Consider the following 21909-nt stretch of genomic DNA (forward strand, 5'->3'; position numbering starts at 1 on the left):
TTAACGGTTTTTTTTCGTCATTTTTCACGAAGTGCTGTTCCGTAACCAGGATTGGGAGTTTGACCCGGCGTTGGATCCAATCATCAACGTGTTGCCGGAAGGATTCTTTGCCGCCTGCTTTGTGTTGGGGTTTGGATTACTGATCGTGGCGCTAGTAGTCATCTTGCGATGGGGACGCCGTGATGCCCGGCGTCACCAATAAATTGGGGTAGTGATGTAACGCATTAGCCGGAGGTGCGCCTTTCTATGGTAAAATTACCGTAGACACACGAAACGGAGGTTACGTCATGGCTGAGTACGTCACGGTTGCCGACCTGGTGAAGGCCGGTCATTTGGATGTAGTGAGTGGTCAGGAGTACCTGGACGAGCGGCGCATTACCGTCAGTGATATTTCTCGCCCTGGTTTGGAGCTGACCGGGTACTTCAATTATTATCCGCACGAACGGTTACAGCTGTTTGGGCGGACGGAAACGTCGTATACCAAAAACATGGACAAGGACAGTCAGATCAAGGTGTTGGAGCAGATGTGTGCCCCTGACACCCCGGCGTTTGTGGTTTCGCGGGGGTTATCCGCGCCCGCAGAAATGATTAAAGCTGCCACTAAGGCGCACATTCCGGTGCTGAGTTCGCAGCTACCAACGACCCGGTTGGTTTCATTGATTACCGACTACCTTGATGGTGAGTTAGCTGAACGTGATAGCATCCACGGAGTCCTGGTGGAAATCTTCGGGATGGGGATTTTGATCACCGGTGAGTCTGGCATTGGTAAGTCTGAAACCGCGTTGGAATTGGTGCAGCGTGGTCACCGGCTGATTGCCGACGACCGTGTGGACGTGCACCAGCAAGATGAAACCACCGTCATTGGTGAAGCACCGAAAATTTTGGACCACATGCTGGAAATTCGTGGGGTCGGGATCATCGACGTGATGGACCTCTTTGGCGCTGGCGCGGTGCGGTCGGCTACTAGCATTTCGCTGATCGTGCACCTGGAGAACTGGTCAGACGATAAGACGTTTGATCGGCTAGGTACCGGAGAGGATACGCAGGAAATCATGAACGTACCGGTACCACGAATTACCGTGCCGGTCCGTGTTGGGCGTAACTTGGCCATCATTATTGAAGTCGCAGCGATGAACTTCCGTGCCAAGCGGATGGGTTTTGACGCGACGGAGAAATTCAAGGCCAACTTGGCGCAACTCATCTCGCATAACGAAGCGGAAGATGAGGCGCACTAACAGGCCCAGTCATTAAAGGAGTTTGTCGATGTTTGCAGCTTTAAATCCCATTGCGTTGCAGTTGGGCGCATTGGAAGTGCACTGGTATGGCATCATCATCGCCTGTGGGGTGTTACTAGCTATATACTTAGCGATTCGGGAAGCCAAAAAGCGTGACGTAAGCGAGGACCATATTCTCAACCTAGTATTATGGTCGCTACCGTTTGCACTTATTGGCGCACGGACCTATTACGTGGCGTTTGAGTGGCAGTACTACAGTCAACATCCAGACCAGATCATTGCAATATGGCACGGTGGCATTGCCATTTATGGTGCCCTGATTGCGTCCGCACTGGTGTTTATCATTTACTGTCGGCTTCATGACCTGTCTATCTGGTTGGTGCTCGACATTGCGGCACCCACCGTGATGATTGCCCAAGCTATCGGGCGGTGGGGCAACTTCATGAACCAAGAGGCCTTTGGTGGGGTCACCAGCCGGGCGTTTCTGGCCGGTCTCCATATCCCCAACTGGATCATCCAGCAGATGTACATCGGCGGGGCCTACCGGCAACCGACCTTCCTGTATGAGTCGTGTTGGAACGTCATCGGCTTTGTGATTATTATGTTGATTCGCCACCGGCACCACCTGTTCAAGCAGGGGGAAGTATTCTTCACCTACGTCATGTGGTACAGCTTTGGCCGGTTCTTTGTTGAAGGCATGCGCACGGATAGCTTGTACCTCGTGGGTAACCTACGCGTGTCCCAGTTGTTGTCGGTCATCCTGTTTGTTGGGGCCCTGGCCGTGTGGATCTATCGTCGTTATCGGAGCGCTGCACCCTGGTACTTAGAGGGTAATCTCAACGCTGCGATCAATAATAAGGAGTGAAAATCAGATTATGTCTACAAAAGTTGCTGTTTTAGGTGCTGGTTCCTGGGGGACCGTTGTTGCGAACATGTTGGTGGAAAACGGTCATGATGTGACCAGTTGGGCGTACCTGGAAAAGGATGCTCGTGAAATTAATGACCAACACACCAACGAGCACTATATGCCCGGTTTCCGGCTGAACCCTAACCTGAAAGCGACATCTGATTTGGCTACGGCGGTGGATGGTGCGGAATTAGTGCTGTTCGTTGTGCCGACGAACGTCGTCCGGGGCACTGCTGAACAGTTACTGCCAATTCTGCAAAGGACCGGCAACAAGCCGATTTTGGGTTCACTCGCTAAGGGTTTGGAAAAGGGTAGCTACATGCGCATTTCGCAGGTGATCGACGACGTGATTCCTGCCGCTAACCGACAGGCCGTGGTGGTTGTTTCTGGCCCCAGTCATGCTGAAGATGTGGCTACCAAGGACTTAACGGCGTTGACCGCTGCCTCTAAGGACCTGGCGGCCGCACAGCGGTCCAGGCCATCTTTGCTAACCACTACTTCCGTTTGTACACCAATACCGACGTCATTGGTGTTGAGATGGGGGCTGCGTTGAAGAACGTGATTGCCATTGGTGCGGGTGCGGCGGTTGGCCTCGGTTACGGCGCCAACACTAAGGCGGCCCTGATTACGCGTGGTTTGGCTGAAATTAGCCGCTTAGGTGTCAAGATGGGTGCTGACCCACAGACCTTTATGGGTTTGTCCGGGGTGGGTGACCTGATTGTTACCGCCACGAGTGAACACTCACGTAACTGGCGTGCTGGTAACCAGCTTGGGCATGGTGAACGGCTCCAGGATGTACTCGACAACATGGGGCAGGTGGTTGAAGGGGTTTCGACTGCCAAAGTGGCCCACGAATTGGCCGTGAAGGAACACGTTGATATGCCGATCACGAACGCCATTTACTCGGTATTGTATGAAGAGCAGCCCATTAATACCGTTATTAAGGAACTCATGGCCCGCGATGCTAAACCGGAGTTTGATAACTAATTTCAAAGAGTGATCACGCTTTGCACACACTGGTGGTCCAGCACAAGTTGTTGGACCGCCTGTTTGTGTATTGGGGGGTGCCCAATTCTGCTGGTTAGGGGACAATGCCTTTACTTTTTGGTAGAATGCGTGTATATTGACTGTAACGACTTACAAAACGTAAGTGAAACGACAAAGGGATAAGGGATGAAACGCATGGCAAAAAAATATGATGTGATTATTATTGGTGCCGGCCCCGGTGGGATGACTGCAGCTTTGTACGCCGCACGGGCTAACCTGTCTGTGCTCATGTTGGATCGGGGAATTTACGGTGGCCAGATGAACAACACGGCTGCAATTGAAAATTACCCGGGCTTTACGTCCATTCTCGGTCCTGATTTAGGCGAAAAGATGTACGCCAGTGCCACTAATTCTGGTGCGGAGTACGGTTACGGTAACGTGTCGAGCGTCGAGGATCATGGCGCCACCAAGACCGTGCACACGGATGATGGTGATTACATTGCCAAGGCCGTCATCATCGCAACGGGTGCCGAACACAAGCACGTGGGTGTGCCTGGCGAGGAAGAATACGCCGGCAAAGGTGTTTCCTACTGTGCCGTGTGTGATGGAGCCTTCTTTAAGGATGAAGACGTCGTTGTGGTCGGTGGTGGTGACTCGGCCATTGAGGAAGGTTTGTACCTGACCCAAATGGCAAAGAGCGTCACGGTTATTCACCGGCGTGACCAGCTGCGTGCGCAGGCAATTCTGCAGAAGCGGGCGTTTGCTAACGACAAGATGAAGTTTGTGTGGAACGCCAACTTTGAAGAAATTCAGGGCGACGGCAACGCCATCACCAGCGTGCGTTACAGCGACAAGGTGACTGGCGAAGAGCACGAACTGAACGCTAAGGGTGTCTTCATTTATGTCGGCATTAAGCCGATGACGGACGCCTTCACGAACCTGGGTATCCTTAATGACCAAGGTTGGGTCATTACTGACGATCAGATGAAGACTACCGTACCCGGAATTTTTGCAATTGGTGATGTGCGTGCTAAGAACCTGCGGCAAATCGCTACGGCTGTTGGTGAAGGCGGGCTCGCTGGTCAGGGTGCTTTTAACTACATCCAGGACTTGGCGGACAAGGACCTGGCAGCGGTGGCCAAGTAAGTTTAATTTGATTGAGGTTGGGTCAGTCCTCGCGGGGCTGGCCTTTTTTTTGTGCCCTGCCATGTACCGCTAGTAATCAAACGCGATAAGCTGTTTGACCGTCAAAAAAAGTCCAACGTATTACCCGTGTCTTTCAATTTAATTAAAAAGCGGCTGTTCGTTGGCGAACCGCGTTGCGAAAGCGAATTCATCTGGTATGATATGTATGTTGTCATTGAAGTTGGCGTTGGGACGTCAATAATACAAAGCGAGGTTGGGATTCAATGAGTTTTGAAGATACATACAAGTTATGGGCGGCGCAGGAGCACCTCTCGCCAGAACTGCGGGCCGACATGCAGCGGCTTGCGCATGATGATGAGGCGCGCGAGGATGCCTTTGCCGTACCGATGTCCTTTGGGACGGCCGGCATGCGTGGTACCTATGGTGCTGGAATCAACCGGTTTAACGAGTACACGGTAGCGCAGGCGACTGCTGGCTTGGCCCGGTACATGGATGAACTTGGTGCTGATGCCAAGCAGGCGGGGGTCGCTATCAGTTTTGACTCCCGGCACAATTCGGAAATGTTTGCCCACGTTGCGGCTCAGGTACTGGGTGCGGTTGGTATCAAGACGTTTGTCTTCGACAGTTTGCGCCCAACACCGGAGTTGTCATTTGCCGTGCGTGACCTGCACGCCTTTGCGGGTATCATGATTACGGCCAGTCACAACCCTAAGCAGTATAACGGGTACAAGTTGTACGGAGCCGATGGCGGGCAACTGCCACCAGAAGCGTCCGACAAAATCACCACGTATGTACGCAAAGTCACCGATCTGTTTGGCATTGACCGCGCCAACGAAACCGAGTTGCGGACCAGCGGCATGATGCAGCTGATTGGTGAGGATGTTGACCAGGATTACCTGGATCACGTAGCTACGGTCACGATCAACCACGATTTGGTTAAGCGTGTTGGGGCCACGATGAAGTTAGTTTATACACCGCTGCACGGTACCGGGAAGTTTCCGGTAATGCGTTCGCTACAGCGCGCCGGCTTTGCTAACTTCACCATGGTTAAGGAGCAAGCCATCTATGACCCTGAGTTTATTACGGTGACCCACCCGAACCCAGAATTTCCGGAAGCCTTTGACCTGTCCATCAAGGAAGGCCGGCGTATCGGGGCTGACTTACTGATTGCTACCGATCCTGACGCTGACCGGCTGGGCGCGGCGGTACGTATTGGTGACGAGTACCACCTGCTAACTGGGAACCAGATCGCCAGCTTATTGCTACACTACATTCTGGAAGCTAAGAAACAGGCTGGTACGTTGCCGGCTAATGGTGCGGTAGTGAAGAGTTTCGTCTCGACCGAGTTAGCTGACAAGATTTGTGCTGACTATGGTGTGCAGATGATCACGGTAGAAACTGGCTTCAAGTTTATTGGGGATGCCATTGCCGGCTTTGAGCAGCACCATGACCACACCTTCCTGTTTGGTTTTGAAGAAAGTTACGGTTACCTGATCAAGCCATTTGTACGGGACAAGGATGCCGTCCAGTCAACGTTGCTGCTGGCGGAAGTGGCTGCATACTACCAGGAACAGGGCAAGACTTTGGCTGACGGGCTGCATGACTTGTACGCCAAGTACGGTTACTTTTCCGAACGGACAACGTCACTAGAATTTAGTGGTTTGACCGGTCCTAAGCAAATGGCAGCGCTGATGACTAAGTTCCGTGAAGAGGCCCCTACACAGTTTGCGGGCACAGCCATTGAACGGACGGAAGACTACCTGAGTGGGCAAGCCCGGACTAGTGCGGGTGAGACCAGTCAGTTGACCTTGCCCAAGTCCGACGTGTTGAAGTACTACCTGACTGATGGCACGTGGATTGCCATTCGTCCAAGTGGTACGGAGCCCAAGGTGAAATTCTACATTGGGGTCCAAGGTGACAGTGAGCAGGCAGCGCAAGACAAGTTGGCGGGTTACGCTGACGCGTTGCACGCCTTTGCGGCTGAAGCCGAATAACGTCAATCGGCATTGTTTTGTGGGTGCAGACACCGAGATGGGGTCCGCGCCCTTTTTGGTGCTGTCGTCAGTGCGTGGGGCCGGCGTCTATTTGGTGAGCCGATACAGGTAGCAATCAGTGACGGGGTAATTTCATGAAGGTCTCCATCAACTAGCCGGATTTGCGGACAGGCTGCCCCGATTGGTAATCATGCGCTATTTGTGCTATCCTTTGGAACAATTTAGCGACGGTTGGCACATGTGGCCGGCTAAGCGAGGAGGTCATGACGATGGGGTTACACCAATACATTACGGGGTTAACAAACCTGGAAACGTTGCGCCGGGCACCCGGCTTCTTCAAGTATGAGGAGCACAGTGTAGCGGCACACAGTTTCAAGGTTGCCTCAATTGCCCAAATGTTGGGCGACATTGAGGAGGAGGCGGGACACACCATTAACTGGCAACGCTTGTACGAAAAGGCGTTGAATCACGACTACACGGAACGTTTCATTGGCGATATTAAAACGCCGGTCAAATACGCCACCAAGTCGTTGCGGTCCCTGCTGGCAGACGTTGAGGAATCCATGACGGAAAACTTTATTGTGGGTGAAATTCCGCCTGAATTTCAGGACGTTTATCGGCGCCGTCTAGGTGAGGGCAAGGATGACACCCTCGAGGGTCAGATTTTGAGCGTGGCGGACAAAGTGGACCTAATGTACGAGGGCTTTGGTGAAATTGAGAAGGGTAATCCTGAACCCGTCTTCTTGGATATCTACCGGGAAAGCCTGAAGACCATTTTGCAGTTTCGGCAATTAGCCTGCGTCCAGTACTTTTTAGACCACATTTTGCCCGACATGTTACACGAAAACTTTGCCGATAAGCAGCACCTGGAGTCGGTGACGGCGGATACCTTGGCGCAAGCGATGACCAATAGCGTTAGCAAAGTAGCGGAATGTGTGGGAAATGCTACATTTTGGCGATTATGAGATACACCGGCAGTACGCCGCGACTACAGGTAGCGAAAATATGTTCGCTATGCTAAAATAAGCGCAGAGTGTTATGGCTGTACGCTGATAACATGAGTTGCACCAGTTACCATAGAGCGTGGCGCTAGGGTTACCTGCCGCGACGCTCTATTTTTGGCGTTAGTTAATTAAAATAGTTATTTGTGACCATCAATGGCGTATGGTTGTTGTGAGGAGGGTGTTGTTATGGCAGAACAAAACGAGCAATTGTTTGATTTACAGTCACCATATAAGCCAGCAGGGGATCAACCCCAGGCGATTAAACAGCTCGTTGATGGCTTTAAGCGCGGCGAGAAGGAACAAATTTTGCTGGGGGCCACCGGGACCGGGAAGACGTTTACGATGAGTAACGTCATTGCCCAGCTAAACCGGCCGACGCTGATTTTGTCACATAATAAAACCCTGGCCGGTCAACTGTATGGTGAATTCAAGGAATTCTTCCCGAATAATGCGGTCGAATACTTTGTTTCTTACTATGATTATTACCAGCCCGAAGCCTACGTGCCGAGTTCTGATACCTATATTGAAAAGGACTCGTCCATTAACGATGAGATCGACCAATTGCGGCATGCGGCCACCAGTGCCCTGCTGGAGCGCCGCGACGTAATCGTGGTAGCGTCGGTCTCGTCCATCTTTGGGTTAGGTGATCCAAAGGAATACTTTGATCACTTGATCAGTTTGCATCCTGGTTTGGAGATTGACCGTAACGCCCTTTTACGGCAATTAGTTGATATTCAATATGACCGTAACGACATTGACTTCCAACGTGGGCGGTTCCGGGTACGGGGTGACGTGGTCGAAATTTTCCCGGCTAACACTGACGACCACGCGATCCGCGTCGAGTTCTTTGGTGATGAAATTGACCGGATCACGGAAGTGGACGCATTAACTGGCGAGGTGCTGGGAACACGTGACCACGTGGCCATTTTTCCGGCGACGCACTTTATGACCAATAAAGATCAGCTCGAACGTGCCATTGATAGTATCAGCGCCGAACTGGATGCGCGGCTCAAGGAGTTACGTGATCAGGGTAAGTTGCTGGAGGCCGAACGGTTGGAACAGCGGACCAATTACGATATTGAGATGTTGCGCGAAATGGGCTACACCAGCGGGGTTGAAAACTATTCACGGCACATGGATGGCCGTAAACCGGGTGAGCCACCGTACACGTTGCTCGACTTTTTCCCGAAGGATTTCATGATTATGGTTGATGAAAGCCACGTGACCATGCCACAGATTCGCGGTATGTATAACGGTGACCAGGCCCGCAAGCAGGTACTCATCGACTACGGTTTTCGTCTGCCGAGCGCCCTGGACAACCGGCCGCTGAAAATTGATGAATTTGAAAAGCACGTCAACCAAATTCTGTACGTGTCTGCCACCCCGGGTCCGTACGAAATGGACCGGGTACCCAAGAAGGACATCGCCGAGCAGATTATTCGGCCGACCGGGTTGTTGGATCCTACGATCGAAGTGCGGCCAATCATGGGCCAGATCGATGACCTGGTGTCCGAAATTAACATTCGGGTCGAGAAGCACGAGCGGGTGTTTGTGACGACTTTGACCAAAAAGATGGCCGAAGACCTGACCGATTACCTCAAAGAGATGGGCATCAAGGTCAAGTACCTGCACAGTGATATCAAGACCCTGGAGCGGGCCCAAATTATCCGCGACTTACGGTTGGGCAAGTTTGATGTGCTAGTAGGAATCAACTTGCTACGTGAAGGGATCGACGTACCGGAAGTGTCGTTAATTGCCATTCTGGACGCGGACAAGGAAGGCTTCCTGCGTGCCGAGCGGTCGTTGATCCAGACGATTGGGCGCGCAAGCCGGAACGAACATGGTAAGGTGATCATGTATGCGGATAAGGTGACGGACTCCATGAAGGCCGCCATCGACGAAACGCACCGGCGGCGGACAATTCAGGAAAAGTTCAACCGGGATCATGGCATTACCCCTAAGACGATCGTCAAGCCAATCCGCGACGCCATCAGTGCGGTGGAGAAGTCGACGGACGATGATGCGGGTAAGAGTGTCACCCAGGTAGACATGGAGGATATGTCCAAAGAGGATCGGGCTGAGTTGGTCAAGAACCTGCGCGAGCAGATGCAGCAGGCCGCCAAGAAGCTCGACTTTGAGCAGGCTGCGAGCCTGCGGGATACGATCCTGGAACTGGAAGCAGCCAAGTAATCCAGAGGGCCATGCGTTGTGGTGTGGTTAGTTTGTAGAGGTAAAGGAATTTGTCAAATAATCAGATTGTTATTCACGGTGCACGTAGCCATAACTTGAAGGATATCGACGTCACGATTCCCCGGGATAAGCTGGTGGTGATGACCGGCCTGTCCGGTTCGGGTAAAAGCTCATTGGCCTTTGATACGCTGTACGCTGAAGGACAGCGGCGGTACGTTGAAAGCTTATCGTCATATGCCCGGCAATTCTTAGGGCAAATGGACAAGCCGGACTTGGACTCTATTGATGGGTTGTCGCCCGCTATTTCCATTGACCAAAAAACAACGTCCAAGAACCCCCGTAGTACGGTGGGGACGGTGACTGAAATCAACGACTACCTGCGGCTGTTGTGGGCACGTGTCGGTACGCCTATCTGTCCTAATGACGGTACCAAGATTGAGAGTCAATCGGTAGAACAGATGGTCAACCGCGTGATGAAGTTACCGGACCACAGTCGTATTCAGGTGATGAGTCCAGTCGTGCGGCACAAAAAGGGTGCACACAAGAAAGTGTTCGCCAAGATTCAGCGTGAAGGCTACGTGCGAATGCGGGTTGACGGCGAAATTGTCGATGTTGACCCCAAGTACGAGCTGGATAAGAACAAGTTTCACGACATCGATATCGTCGTGGACCGCATCGTGGTGAAGCCCGAAGTCCGTTCCCGTCTCTTCGATTCTGTCGAATCCGCCCTGCGGTTGTCCGATGGTTACGCCAACGTGGACGTGATCGGTGGGGAACCGCTGATCTTCTCCGAACACTATTCGTGCCCTATTTGTGGCTTTTCGGTGGGTGAAGTTGAACCGCGGTTGTTTAGTTTCAACGCGCCGTTTGGGGCCTGCCCGGTTTGCGATGGTCTAGGTGAGAAACTCAACGTCGATGTGGACCTGGTCGTACCCGACCGCACTCTGACGCTTGCACAGGGGGCCATTGCGCCGTGGAACTCCATCAGTACGCAATACTACCCGAGCTTACTGGAACAAGCTTGCAACGCGTTTGGCATTCCCATGGACGTGCCGTTTGCGGACCTGACCAAGGCGCAACAGAACATCGTGTTGTACGGTAACGGCCAGCACAAGTTCCACTTTCACTACAACAGCGACTTTGGTGGGGTGCGCGATCTGGACACGACCTTTGAGGGGGTCGTGAACAACGTTGACCGGCGCTACCACGCGGATAACAGCATGTTTAATACGGAACGGATGCGGATGTTCATGACCGCGTTACCATGTCCCGCTTGCCACGGCAAACGGCTTAACCGTGCCGCGCTGTCTGTAAAGGTTGAAGGCCAGGACATTGCTGAAGTGAGTGACTTGTCAATCAAGGACGCCCTCCCGTTCTTTAAGCACATTAAGCTGGGAGAGCAGAACACGGTCATTGCACAGCCCATTGTTAAAGAGGTGGTGGACCGCTTGACCTTCATGATCAACGTGGGGTTGGATTACCTCACGCTGTCCCGGGCGGCGGGGACGCTATCTGGTGGTGAAGCGCAGCGTATTCGGTTGGCTACCCAGATTGGGTCTAACCTGTCCGGGGTGCTATACGTCCTGGACGAACCATCCATCGGGTTGCACCAGCGGGACAACGACCGGCTGATTCGTTCACTGAAAAAGATGCGCGACCTGGGCAACACCTTGGTCGTTGTTGAACACGATGAAGATACTATGCGTGCTTCGGACTACATCATCGATATTGGTCCGGGTGCCGGTGAAAAGGGTGGTCGCGTCATGGCCGCCGGGACGCCGGCCGAAGTGGCCGCTAACCCTAATTCATTGACGGGCCAATACTTGTCCGGCAAGAAGTTTATTCTGGTGCCGACTGAGCGTCGCAAAGGTAACGGTAAACAGCTTGTTCTCAAAGGGGCCAAGGAGCACAACCTCAAGAACATCAACGTCAACTTTCCGCTGGGTAAGTTAGTGGCGGTCACCGGCGTTTCTGGTTCGGGCAAGTCGACACTGGTCAACAACATCCTGAAGCGGGTGCTGAAGCAGAAGCTGAACCGCAATTCCAACAAGCCTGGTGCATACCGGTCCCTTTCCGGTTGGGAAAACCTCGACAAAGTGGTGGACGTGGACCAGTCGCCAATTGGCCGCACTCCGCGGAGTAACCCGGCGACCTACACGGGTGTCTTTGACGATATTCGCGGTCTCTTTGCCCAAACGAACGAGGCGAAGTTGCGTGGCTACAAGAAGGGCCGCTTCAGCTTCAACATTAAGGGCGGTCGCTGTGAAAACTGTAAGGGTGATGGGATCATCAAGATTGAGATGAATTTCTTGCCTGACGTTTATGTGCCTTGTGAGGTCTGCCATGGACGGCGTTACAATTCCGAAACGCTCGAAGTGACCTATAAAGGCAAGAACATTTCTGAAGTGTTGGACATGACCGTCAATGAGGCCGTGAAGTTTTTTTGCCCCAATTCCTAAGATTGCACGGAAATTGCAGACCATTGTCGACGTTGGCTTGGGTTACGTCTCCCTAGGTCAATCCGCTACCACTTTGTCTGGTGGTGAAGCGCAGCGGATGAAGCTCGCTAGTGAGCTGCAGAAAAAGAGTACGGGTAAGAACTTCTACATTTTGGATGAACCCACCACGGGGCTCCACACTGATGACATTGGCCGGTTAATGGGCGTTTTACAGCGCTTGGTCGATGAGGGCAACACCGTGCTGGTCATCGAGCACAACCTGGACGTCATTAAGTGTGCCGACTGGGTCATCGACCTCGGTCCCGAGGGTGGCGATGGCGGTGGTACCGTCGTGGCTACGGGGACGCCGGAGCAGATCGCCGCGGTGCCGGCAAGTTACACGGGCCAGTACTTGGGCCCCATGCTTAAGCGTGACAAAGCGCGGGCGGCAGCGCAGGCGAAAAAAATAACGGAATGCGCTTGCATTTCAGCGGTTAGACGGGCACAATGCCAGTAAAGGCAAATTGGAGGTATTGACCATGATGTTTAACACGCGCAGGGCCTGGGGCTTCGACTGGGGCGAATTACTGACGGGAGTGCTGTTCATTGTCGCTGGTATTTTCTTCATCCGGCATCCGCAGATCGGTTTGGTGACGTTGACGCTACTATTCGCGAGCGTGGCGATTATCCGGGGAATCACCGTTCTGGCGGGATTCTCGCACTTACGTGAGTTTAACCGGCGCCTGTCCTGGTTGTCACTGCTTTCAGGGCTCGTGGATTTAGTCCTTGGTGTGTTGTTCCTATTCAACGTACCAGCAGGCATTGCGGGTCTGACGGCACTGTTTGCGGTGTGGTTCCTAATCGATTCGGTGGCCAACCTGCTAAACGTCGGGCACCTGCGCAACTTTGGTACTGGGTGGATGCTGGTCTCAATCGTGTTGGACGTCCTGACCTTGCTGGTCGCACTCCTGCTGTTCATGCAGCCGGTGCTGGCCGCAGTATCCTTGGCCAGCATCGTCTCCATCTACCTGATTTTGTTTGGCATTAACGCATCCTGGTCGCGTTTGCGCGGGCACAGTAGGCGATTTCTGTTACGTATATGTATGCGCCATTACTACGGTCAGTGGTAATGGCTTTTCTTTGCACTGAGTTGGGCCCTTGGACGCGGCGTCAATTTGGTATACTGTTATACGGATAGGACGGAGGAAACTGACAATGGCGGAAAAAAATGGAAATTGTCATTATTTCGGGAATGTCTGGCGCCGGCAAAACGGTTGCCATGCAGTCTTTTGAAGACCTAGGTTATTTCTGTGTCGATAACATGCCCCCGGCACTGATGCCAAAATTTTGGGAACTCATGCAGCAAACGGGTAAGGTCAGCAAAGTTGCCCTGGTAGTTGACCTGCGTAGCCGTGCTTTTTACGACCAGATGGGTGATATTCTGGTCGATATGCGCGACAAGCCGGGGTTGACCCTCCGCATTCTCTTTCTAGATGCCACCGATTCTGAACTGGTTTCCCGGTATAAAGAGACGCGGCGTGCTCATCCGTTAGCGATGGATGGTCGGCTCATGGACGGCATCACTAAGGAACGGGACCTGTTGGGCGACTTGAAGCGCCACGCTGACCTAGTGATCGACACCACCACGTTGACGCCGCGCGCATTGCGTGAACGGCTGTTTGCCGAGTTCAAGACCCAGAAGCAAACTACATTCCATGTCGAAGTCATGAGCTTTGGCTTTAAGTACGGGTTGCCAATCGACGCGGATATCGTAATGGACGTACGGTTCTTACCCAATCCCTTCTATATTCCGGAACTGAAGCAAGAAACTGGTCTGGACAAGGGTGTGTATGATTACGTCATGGGTAACCCGCTAGCCGCAAAGTTTTATCAGCAATATATTACGATGCTGGATACGATTATGCCGGCGTACGTAAAGGAAGGCAAGACTAGCCTGACGATTGCCATTGGTTGTACTGGTGGGCAGCACCGGAGCGTCGCCTTTGCCCGGCGGATTGGCGAACACCTGCGCAAGCACTACACGGTCGATATTTCGCACCGGGACGTCAATAAGCATAAAGAAGGGGTGAACCGGTCATGAGCGATTTGGAGGAGATTAAGTTGGTTCATGCGCGGCGCCCGAAAGTTGTGGTTATTGGTGGGGGTACCGGCCTACCTGTCATTGTGAAGAGTCTGCATGAGCAGGATGCTGACGTCACTGCGGTGGTAACCGTCGCCGATGACGGGGGTTCTAGTGGTATCATCCGCAATTACATTAACGTGGTCCCACCTGGTGATATTCGCAACGTCTTGGTGGCTCTGTCAGACCAGCCGCAGTTATACCGGGATCTTTTTCAGTACCGGTTTAATAGTGACGATTCGTTTTTCAGCGGTCATGCACTGGGTAATCTGGTAATCGCGGCTTTGGCCGAAATGCGCGGTGGGGTGTTTGCGGCCGTGCAGGAGCTGAGCAAGATACTCAAAGTTGATGGGCACGTCTACCCGGCGAGCAACACGCCGTTGACCCTGAACGCGCAGTTCAGTGACGGGTCGACCCTGGCTGGTGAGGCGGAAATTACGGCGGCCGGTAAGCATATCCAGCGAGTGTGGGTCACGCCTAACGATGGGGATGCTTCGCAAGGAGCGTTGCCGATGGCTGAACCCCAGGTGATTAGTGCCATTATGGATGCGGACGTGGTGGTTTTAGGCCCGGGGAGTTTGTTTACCAGCATTTTGCCGAACCTGATGATCCATAATCTGGGCCAGACGGTTTTAAAGACCAAAGCAGAAGTGATTTACATCGTTAACATCATGACCCAAAAGGGCGAGACTGAGGGCTTCACTGATGCCGACCACGTACGGGTATTGGAACGGCATTTGGGGCAAAAGTTTGTGGATACCGTCCTGGTCAACATCGAGCCGGTACCGGCTGACTATTTGGACCGTGACCGTTACGTGGAAATTTCCACACCGGTGCAGTCCGACTACGCTAGCCTCCGGGCGATGGGGTGTCGGGTGATTTCATCTGACTTCCTGAAGCTCCGCGACGGTGGGGTGTTCCACGATGGACAAAAGGTAGCACGAGAAATTTTGAACCTGGAGTTACAGGTGGGTTCACAGCGAAGGGGTTGATCCCGTGGCGAGTTTTGCCAGTTTGGTCAAAAAAAAGAACTAACGCAGTTAGAGGTGCACCCAGAACACGCGAAGGCCGAACTGTCGGCGTTGATCCGGATGAATGGTACGTTGACTATCATTCGCCACCAGCTGGGGTTAGACGTGGTCACGGAAAATCCGGCGATTGCGCGCCGCATTTACTCGCTAATTAAGCAGGTCTACCATCAGGAAGCTACTTTGAGCGTGCGGCGCAAAATGAAGCTGAAGAAGAATAATCAGTACGTGGTGCGGCTGGTCCAGGGCGTGCAGCCCATGCTGCAGGATATGGATATTTTGGCCGCCACGGGGTTGACGATCAACACGTCGATCTCAGACGCCATCATGTCAGAGCCACAGCGGATGCGTTCGTATTTGCGCGGTGCGTTTTTAGCGGGCGGTTCGGTCAACAACCCCGAGACCAGTAGCTACCATCTGGAGATTTATTCCCTGTATGAGGACCACAACGCCGACATTTTGACCATGATGAACCACTTTCATTTGAATGCCCGGGCGGTCCAACGCCGCAGTGGGTTCATTGCCTACCTTAAAGAGGCGGAAAAAAATTGCCGATTTTCTCAACGTTATTGGTGCTACGAGTGCCATGTTGAAGTTTGAGGATGTCCGCATCATTCGCGATATGCGTAATTCGGTTAACCGGCTGGTGAATAGCGAAACGGCCAACTTGAACAAGACCATTGACGCGGCACAGCGCCAAATCGAAAACATTAACTTCCTTGCCGAGACGGTGGGATTAGACAACCTCCCACCACGGTTACGGGAGACCGCGACTTTGCGGTTGGCCCATCCCGATGTGTCACTGCAGGAGCTGGGGGAAATGGCCCCCGGCGGCGTCATTTCCAAGTCGGGTATTAACCACCGGCTGCGCAAGCTCAACGAAATGGCGGACCGGGTTCGTCATGAGGGAACGTAGACTGCGGTACGTGGTCACCAACAAAATCACGTTTGTGGAAAGTTATTCATAATACATGGTTGCATTTTTCTTGCCAGTTCGATAATATAGTTAAGTACTTTTGCGCGGTTAGTGTAATGGATCGCACGTGAGATTCCGGTTCTCGAAATCCGGGTTCGACTCCCGGGCTGCGCAGTATAGAGGTATTTAACGCAAAGTACCGCAAAGAAAAGTCTGAGCAATCAGGCTTTTTTTAGCGCAAAAAAAAGTGTTTGCCTATCGTTAACGGTTTTTAGGGGACTTTCAACGCCGTTGTTTGCATGCTACCAGGGGTGGGGTCGTTTTTGCTAATCTTAGTCCTAGTTCGGTAGGTACAAAGTAGTGACAGTAAGAGTTGAGATTACCACGAGTAAAGCATTGTTTAATGAGAATGACGGATGACGGTAGAGACGCAAATATTTTGGGGCCGGGTAACGTAGGTGAGGTTTATGCCAAATTAGTTTGACCTTTGCTGACGTTTAGTGTACTCTTAGCACTGTAACCTAAATAGTGCTAAAATTAATGTATCAACCAAAGGGGGACAAACCATGCTTGTACCTACAGTTATTGAGCAAACAAGTCGGGGCGAACGTGCTTACGACATCTATTCCCGTCTGTTAAAGGACCGGATCATCATGCTGTCTGGTGAAATCAACGACCAGATGGCTAATTCCATCATTGCACAGTTGCTGTTCTTGGACGCGCAGGACAACACTAAGGACATTTACCTCTACATCAATTCTCCAGGTGGGGTCATTACTTCCGGCCTGGCGATCTTGGACACGATGAACTTCATCAAGTCCGATGTGCAGACGATTGCCATTGGTATGGCTGCCTCCATGGCCAGTGTGCTGTTGGCATGTGGGACGAAGGGCAAGCGGTTTGCTTTGCCTAACTCCGAAGTTTTGATTCACCAGCCACTTGGTGGTGCCCAGGGCCAGCAGACTGAAATCGAAATTGCTGCCAAGCAAATTCTGAAGGCTCGTGAGAAGCTGACGAAGATGCTGGCTGATGCTTCTGGCCAAGACATTGAGAAGGTCCGTGCAGATACTGAACGTGACCACTACTTGTCTGCCCAGGAAGCTAAGGATTATGGCTTGATCGATGACATTCTGGTTAACAAGAACAAGGATCAGTAATCGGATCGTTTTGATTAAGAGTAAAAGCATCGCCATTCGTTGGGCGATGCTTTTTTTGTTTGCCCATTACGGCTTCAGTGATGGATGGCGGAGGGACAATTTCCGACCCATGGGGCAAGAATTGACCAATTATTAAAGTAGAATTAGTCGGTCGACGAACTTCGAACTGGCCAAGTGGGGGTAAATGGCCCTCCCTACGAGCAAAAACACGAACTTTGTTTGTGAAATGGACAGATAGTCTACGTAAAGCCGAATTTTTGGGCGCTTTTGCGCGCGTTTAACCGGTAAAAGGTTGATTATGGCGGTTGCCGTGCTATAATTATAACCGTTGGTAAGGAGAGCGGATACAGACCGGTAATCCTTAATTTTTTTTGTTGACGATGGGTCACTATGTGGGCCTGTTGGCCGCATAATGTCCCACTCGAAGAAGGAACAAACGATGAACTCAGAGTTCGCATGGCTGGGATCGATCGCGCCCGATATGGTCGCGGTAGTGACGAAACGCTATCAGATTCTTCAGTACGTTAGTTGGATGGAACCGGTGGGAAGACGTTCACTTGCCGACCAAATGCACGTGTCGGAACGGATTATGCGTACGGACATTGATTTTCTGCGGCAGCAAGGATTGCTCGACAGCTCCAAAAGTGGGGTGGTGCTGACTGCGCGGGGACGGGATGTTTTCACCAGTATGGATCAGTTCATGAACGAGATGCTTGGTGTTCAGGATAGTGAGAAACAACTAGCTGAACGTTTGGGAATCGATCATGTGTTGATCGTACCTGGTGATGCCGATCAAAGTGCACGGGTTTTGGATGACATGGGTACGGCGTTAGCACAAACCATGCAAGTGATGTTGCCGTTAGGTGAGCAAATTATCGCGGTCATGGGTGGTACGACGTTAGCACGAGCTGCTAGTCGGATGAACTTCCAGTTGTCTGCCGGCCGAGAACTGACCTTTGTCCCCGCACGGGGCGGGGTTGGTGAGACGGTCGCCATTCAAGCCAACTCAGTGGCGGCGGCGATGGCCCAGTCGACCGGGGGCACTTACCGGGTGTTGTACATTCCGGAAAATGTCAGCGAGGAGACTTACCAGCCGTTACTCAATGAGCCGAGCGTTAAGGAAGTCTTAGCACTCATTGACAAGAGCTCGGTAGTCATTCATAGTGTAGGGGAAGCGTTAGCAATGGCAGAACGCCGACGGATGTCGGATGATATTTTGCAATTGCTGCGCGACCATCACGCGGTGGCCGAAGCGTTTGGTACGTTTTTTTGACGCGGCGGGCAACGTGGTGTATAAGATCCCGAAAATCGGTTTGAGGATTAAGGATCTTGATCAAATTCCGTATGTCTTTGCAATTGCGGGTGGCCAGAGCAAGGCCCAAGCAATTCAGGCGTACATGCAACACGCACCTAAGCAAACGTGGTTGATCACGGATGCGGGTGCTGCACAATCGATTTTAATGGGTTAGACGCCCTTTAAAATAAAACTTTTTTTTATTTCCTAAAGGAGGAAATTTTAGCATGACTGTTAAGATTGGTATCAACGGTTTCGGCCGTATCGGTCGTTTGGCTTTCCGTCGGATTCACGAATTGGGTGCTAAGTCCAGCGACATTGAAGTTGTCGCTATCAACGACTTGACTACTCCAGCATTGTTGGCACACCTTCTTAAGTACGACTCAACCCACGGTACTTTCCCTGGCGAAGTTAGTGCTACTGACCACTCCATCGTTGTTGATGGTAAGGAATACCCTGTTTACGCTGAACCAGACGCAAACAACATTCCTTGGGTTAAGAACGACGGTGTTGACTACGTCCTTGAATGCACTGGCTTCTACACTTCCGAAGAAAAGGCCCAGGCTCACATCAACGCTGGCGCAAAGCGTGTTCTGATTTCTGCTCCTGCCGGCAAGATCAAGACCATCGTTTACAACGTTAACCACGACAGCTTGGATGCAAATGACCGCATTGTTTCTGCTGGTTCTTGCACGACCAACTGCTTGGCACCTATGGCTTACTTCCTGAACAAGGAATTCGGTCTTGAAGTAGGTACCATGACTACTGTTCACGCATACACTGGTACTCAGAAGTTGCTGGATGCCCCTGTACGTGGTGGCAACAAGCGTTCTGCACGTTCTGCTGCTTACAACACTATTCCTCACAGCACTGGTGCTGCCAAGGCTATTGGCCTGGTTATCCCAGAACTGCAGGGTAAGCTGCAGGGTCACGCACAGCGTGTCAGCGTTCCTGATGGTTCCCTGACTGAATTGGTATCTATCCTTAAGACTAAGGTTACTGCCGACGAAGTTAACGAAGCTATCAAGAAGCACACCGTTGACAACCCATCATTCGGTTACAACGAAGACGAAATCGTATCTTCCGATGTTATCGGTACGACGTTCGGTTCCATCTTTGACCCAACCCAGACTGAAGTTACTACTGCAGGTGACTACCAGTTGGTTAAGACGGTTGCTTGGTACGACAACGAATACGGCTTTACTTGCCAGATGGTTCGTACCCTGCTTGCCTTCGCAAAGCTTGCTGACTAATTTCGATTAGTGGCACGTTGCGTTAATAAGCAACACCGCACTGCCGAGAGCGGAGGGAGGTTTACTCCCTCCGCTTTCTTTTTTTTCGGGGTGCGGGGTGTACCAACGCCCGTGTTACGCGCGGGCGGTACTTAAAACAGTTAACTAAAATATTTAGGAGGCATTATCTCGTGGCAAAATTGATTGTTTCTGACCTTGATGTCAAGGACAAGAAGGTCCTGATCCGCGTTGACTTCAACGTGCCGATCAAGGACGGTAAGATTGGTGACGACAACCGTGTTGTTGCCGCACTGCCAACCATCAAGTACGTAATCGAGCACGGTGGCAAGGCCATCCTGCTTTCCCACTTGGGTCGTGTTAAGACTGAAGAAGACAAGGCTAAGTTGAGCTTGCGTCCAGTCGCAGAGCACCTGAGCGACCTGCTGAAGAAGGACGTGACCTTCGTCCCAGCCACTCGTGGCAAGCAGTTGGAAGATGCCATCAACAACATGAACGATGGCGACGTTCTGGTTATGGAAAACACCCGTTTCGAAGACCTGGACGGCAAGAAGGAATCCGGCAACAATCCTGAATTGGGCAAGTACTGGGCTAGCCTTGGCGACCTGTTCGTTAACGACGCCTTTGGTACTGCACACCGTTCCCACGCTTCCAACGTTGGGATTGCCTCCAACATGGCACAGACGGCTGCTGGCTTCCTGATGGAAAAGGAAATCAAGTTCTTGGGCGACGCCGTTGAGAACCCGAAGCACCCATTTGTTGCTATCCTGGGTGGTGCCAAGGTTTCTGATAAGATTGGTGTTATCCGTAACCTTGTACCAAAGGCTGACAAGATCATCGTCGGTGGTGGTATGACCTACACGTTCTACGCAGCTAAGGGCCTGAAGATTGGTAACTCCCTGGTTGAAAGGGACAAGATCGACCTCGCTAAGCAGATCATGGACGAAGCTGGCGATAAGCTGGTTCTGCCTGTTGACAACGTGGTTGTGCAGGAATTCAAGAATGATTCTCCAGCCAAGACGGTTGAAGGCGACATTCCTGATGGCTACATGGCCGTTGATATTGGTGCTAAGTCCATCGAACTGTTCAAGAAGACCCTGGATGGTGCCAAGACGGTTGTTTGGAACGGCCCAATGGGTGTGTTCGAAATGAGCAACTTTGCTAAGGGTACTTACGAAGTTGGTAAGGCACTCGGTGCATTGAAGGATGCTACGACCATCATTGGTGGTGGTGATTCCACTGCTGCGGCCAAGGAATTGGGCGTTGCTGACCAGATCACCCACATTTCCACTGGTGGTGGTGCTAGCCTTGAATACCTGGAAGGTAAGGAACTGCCAGGGATCGCCGCTATTTCCAACAAGTAAGTGACATTGCGCCGCAATAACGGTGCATTGTCGGTAAACGTTAGTGAAAGGAAGTAATACATCCATGCGTACCCCAATTATTGCCGGTAACTGGAAGATGAACAAGAACCTGAAGAAACCCAAAAGTTTCTGGATGGGGTCAAGGGCAAGCTGCCAGATGCTAGCAAGGTAGAAACTGTCATTGCTGCTCCGGCCATTGACCTGAGCACCTTGGTTGCTGGTGCTAAGGGCGAACCCCTGAAGACCGCAGCTGAGAACTCCTACTTTGAAGATGCTGGTGCCTTCACCGGTGAGACTAGTCCGAAGGCTTTGTCCGAAATGGGCATTGACTACGTTGTGATTGGTCACTCCGAACGTCGCCAGTACTTCAAGGAAACGGACGAAGACATCAACAAGAAGGCTAAGGCCATCTTCCGCAACAACATGCTGCCAATCATTTGCTGTGGCGAAACGCTGGAACAGCGTGAAGCCGGCGAAGCTGAGAGCTGGGTTGCAGGTCAGATCAAGGCTGCTCTGGACGGCTTAACTGCTGAACAGGTTAGCTCCCTGGTTATTGCCTACGAACCAATCTGGGCAATTGGTACTGGTAAGACCGCTACGGCCGACCAGGCAGAAGAGATGTGTGCACACATCCGTAAGACCGTTGCTTCTCTTTACAACGAACAGACTGCGAGAACGTCCGCATTCAATACGGTGGTTCCGTCAAGCCTGCCAACGTTAAGGAATTGATGAGCAAAGAAGACATCGACGGTGGTTTGGTCGGTGGTGCTTCCATGGACCCAGAAAGCTTCTTGGCCCTGGCTCACTTCCAAGACTAATTTTTGGTAACGCACTGGTAGCACCTCGACTAAGTGTTGCT

Annotated in this window: 13 protein-coding genes, 1 tRNA gene and 5 pseudogenes; all 19 read left to right on the forward strand. The window is 52.0% G+C overall.

Annotated features, from left to right (window positions below; all coding sequences use genetic code 11):
- Window positions 1-31 precede the first annotated feature (31 nt).
- The 19 genes and pseudogenes from JCM13996_RS13010 to tpiA all read left to right on the forward strand — a co-directional run bounded on the left by JCM13996_RS13010 (window position 32) and on the right by tpiA (window position 21868).
- On the forward strand, window positions 32-202 hold the full coding sequence (locus JCM13996_RS13010; protein WP_369395716.1) for a lipoprotein intramolecular transacylase Lit: 171 nt from the start codon (window positions 32-34) through the stop codon (window positions 200-202).
- Between the two features lie 85 nt (window positions 203-287).
- Window positions 288-1235, forward strand: a complete 948-nt coding sequence (gene hprK, locus JCM13996_RS09045) for an HPr(Ser) kinase/phosphatase (protein ID WP_054750888.1) — start codon at window positions 288-290, stop codon at window positions 1233-1235.
- 28 nt (window positions 1236-1263) lie between these two features.
- Window positions 1264-2100 carry a prolipoprotein diacylglyceryl transferase gene (lgt, locus tag JCM13996_RS09050; RefSeq protein WP_054750889.1) on the forward strand — a complete coding sequence of 279 codons (837 nt, stop codon included), beginning with the start codon at window positions 1264-1266 and terminating at the stop codon, window positions 2098-2100.
- A 10-nt stretch (window positions 2101-2110) separates the two neighbouring features.
- Window positions 2111-3129, forward strand: a pseudogene (locus JCM13996_RS09055) (NAD(P)H-dependent glycerol-3-phosphate dehydrogenase).
- 195 nt (window positions 3130-3324) lie between these two features.
- Window positions 3325-4275, forward strand: a complete 951-nt coding sequence (trxB, locus tag JCM13996_RS09060) for a thioredoxin-disulfide reductase (protein ID WP_054750890.1) — start codon at window positions 3325-3327, stop codon at window positions 4273-4275.
- A 263-nt stretch (window positions 4276-4538) separates the two neighbouring features.
- Entirely contained in the window at window positions 4539-6269 is a 1731-nt protein-coding gene (locus JCM13996_RS09070; RefSeq protein ID WP_054750892.1) for a phospho-sugar mutase, read from the forward strand.
- 269 nt (window positions 6270-6538) lie between these two features.
- Complete coding sequence (locus JCM13996_RS09075; RefSeq protein ID WP_054750893.1) at window positions 6539-7234, forward strand: HD domain-containing protein; 696 nt, start codon at window positions 6539-6541, stop codon at window positions 7232-7234.
- Between the two features lie 225 nt (window positions 7235-7459).
- The gene (gene uvrB / locus JCM13996_RS09080) at window positions 7460-9463 is read left to right on the forward strand and encodes an excinuclease ABC subunit UvrB (protein ID WP_054750894.1); all 2004 of its coding nucleotides are present in this window, start codon (window positions 7460-7462) and stop codon (window positions 9461-9463) included.
- 50 nt (window positions 9464-9513) lie between these two features.
- Window positions 9514-12418, forward strand: a pseudogene (uvrA, locus tag JCM13996_RS09085) (excinuclease ABC subunit UvrA).
- A gap of 22 nt (window positions 12419-12440) precedes the next feature.
- Window positions 12441-13031: an HdeD family acid-resistance protein gene (locus JCM13996_RS09090; RefSeq protein ID WP_225353568.1), complete on the forward strand. Its 591-nt coding sequence runs from the start codon at window positions 12441-12443 to the stop codon at window positions 13029-13031.
- A 98-nt stretch (window positions 13032-13129) separates the two neighbouring features.
- Window positions 13130-14002: an RNase adapter RapZ gene (gene rapZ / locus JCM13996_RS09095; protein WP_054750895.1), complete on the forward strand. Its 873-nt coding sequence runs from the start codon at window positions 13130-13132 to the stop codon at window positions 14000-14002.
- Window positions 13999-15033 carry a gluconeogenesis morphogenetic factor MgfK gene (gene mgfK / locus JCM13996_RS09100; protein WP_054750896.1) on the forward strand — a complete coding sequence of 345 codons (1035 nt, stop codon included), beginning with the start codon at window positions 13999-14001 and terminating at the stop codon, window positions 15031-15033. Before rapZ ends, mgfK begins: the two co-directional genes overlap by 4 nt.
- Window positions 15034-15037: 4 nt before the next feature.
- Window positions 15038-15985, forward strand: a pseudogene (whiA, locus tag JCM13996_RS09105) (DNA-binding protein WhiA).
- Window positions 15986-16087: 102 nt separating this feature from the next.
- Window positions 16088-16159 (forward strand) — tRNA-Arg (locus JCM13996_RS09110).
- Window positions 16160-16551: 392 nt separating this feature from the next.
- Window positions 16552-17142, forward strand: coding sequence for an ATP-dependent Clp endopeptidase proteolytic subunit ClpP (gene clpP, locus JCM13996_RS09115; protein ID WP_054750897.1), 591 nt, complete (start codon window positions 16552-16554; stop codon window positions 17140-17142).
- Between the two features lie 439 nt (window positions 17143-17581).
- Window positions 17582-18611 (forward strand): annotated as a pseudogene (locus JCM13996_RS09120) (sugar-binding transcriptional regulator).
- Between the two features lie 52 nt (window positions 18612-18663).
- Window positions 18664-19689 carry a type I glyceraldehyde-3-phosphate dehydrogenase gene (gene gap, locus JCM13996_RS09125; RefSeq protein ID WP_054750898.1) on the forward strand — a complete coding sequence of 342 codons (1026 nt, stop codon included), beginning with the start codon at window positions 18664-18666 and terminating at the stop codon, window positions 19687-19689.
- A 170-nt stretch (window positions 19690-19859) separates the two neighbouring features.
- A complete protein-coding gene (locus JCM13996_RS09130; protein ID WP_054750899.1) occupies window positions 19860-21050 on the forward strand; it encodes a phosphoglycerate kinase in 1191 nt (396 codons plus the stop codon).
- Between the two features lie 64 nt (window positions 21051-21114).
- Window positions 21115-21868: pseudogene (gene tpiA / locus JCM13996_RS09135) on the forward strand (triose-phosphate isomerase).
- Window positions 21869-21909 lie beyond the last annotated feature (41 nt).

It is taken from the genome of Lacticaseibacillus thailandensis DSM 22698 = JCM 13996 (genome assembly GCF_001312865.1).
In the GTDB taxonomy this organism is placed as follows: domain Bacteria; phylum Bacillota; class Bacilli; order Lactobacillales; family Lactobacillaceae; genus Lacticaseibacillus; species Lacticaseibacillus thailandensis.